This is a genomic window from Desulfovibrio sp. OH1186_COT-070 (genome assembly GCF_003860215.1).
Classification (GTDB): Bacteria; Desulfobacterota; Desulfovibrionia; order Desulfovibrionales; family Desulfovibrionaceae; genus Desulfovibrio.
Window position 1 is genome coordinate 1 of the sequence record NZ_RQYH01000109.1, and the last position, 876, is coordinate 876.

At 43.8% G+C, this 876-nt stretch carries 1 rRNA gene; it reads left to right on the forward strand.

Going from position 1 to position 876, the window contains the following annotated elements:
- Positions 1 to 876: ribosomal RNA gene (locus tag EII23_RS12090) — 23S ribosomal RNA — on the forward strand; the annotation flags it as partial.

An 876-nucleotide genomic window follows, 5' to 3' on the forward strand; every position in this document is an offset into this window, starting at 1 on the left:
ACCTAGTGAAGTGAAACATCTCAGTAGCTAGAGGAAGAGAAATCAAACGAGATTCCGTTAGTAGCGGCGAGCGAAAGCGGATTAGGACAAACCCTGTACTTGTATAGGGGGTTGTAGGACCATAATATAAGATTAAAGAGAATAGAAGAATTAGTTGGAAAACTAAAGCATAGAAGGTGATACTCCTGTATTTTAAATTCTTGATAACTTTAATGGAATCCTGAGTAGGTCGGAACACGTGATATTTTGACTGAAGCAGGGGGGACCACCCTCCAATCCTAAATACTACTTACAGATCGATAGTGAACAAGTACCGTGAGGGAAAGGTGAAAAGAACTGCAGTGAGCAGAGTGAAATAGAACCTGAAACCATTAGCTTACAATCATTCAGAGCACGATTCTATATGACGTGTGATGGACTGCCTTTTGCATAATGAGCCTGCGAGTTGTGGTATCTGGCGAGGTTAAGCCAAGTGTGAAGCCGTAGCGAAAGCGAGTCTTAATAGGGCGCTTTAGTCAGATGCTGCAGACCCGAAACGAAGTGATCTATCCATGAGCAGGTTGAAGCTGGTGTAAGAGCCAGTGGAGGACCGAACCGGCAAGCGTTGAAAAGCTTTCGGATGACTTGTGGATAGGGGTGAAAGGCCAATCAAACTTCGTGATAGCTGGTTCTCTCCGAAATATATTTAGGTATAGCCTTGTGTTGTAATATATAGGGGTAAAGCACTGAATGGGCTAGGGCTGTAACCAACGGTACCAAACCCTATCAAACTAAGAATACTATATGTGTAATCACAGGAGTCAGGCGGTGGGTGATAAAATCAATCGTCGAGAGGGGAACAACCCAGACTAACAGCTAAGGTCCCAAAGTTACATC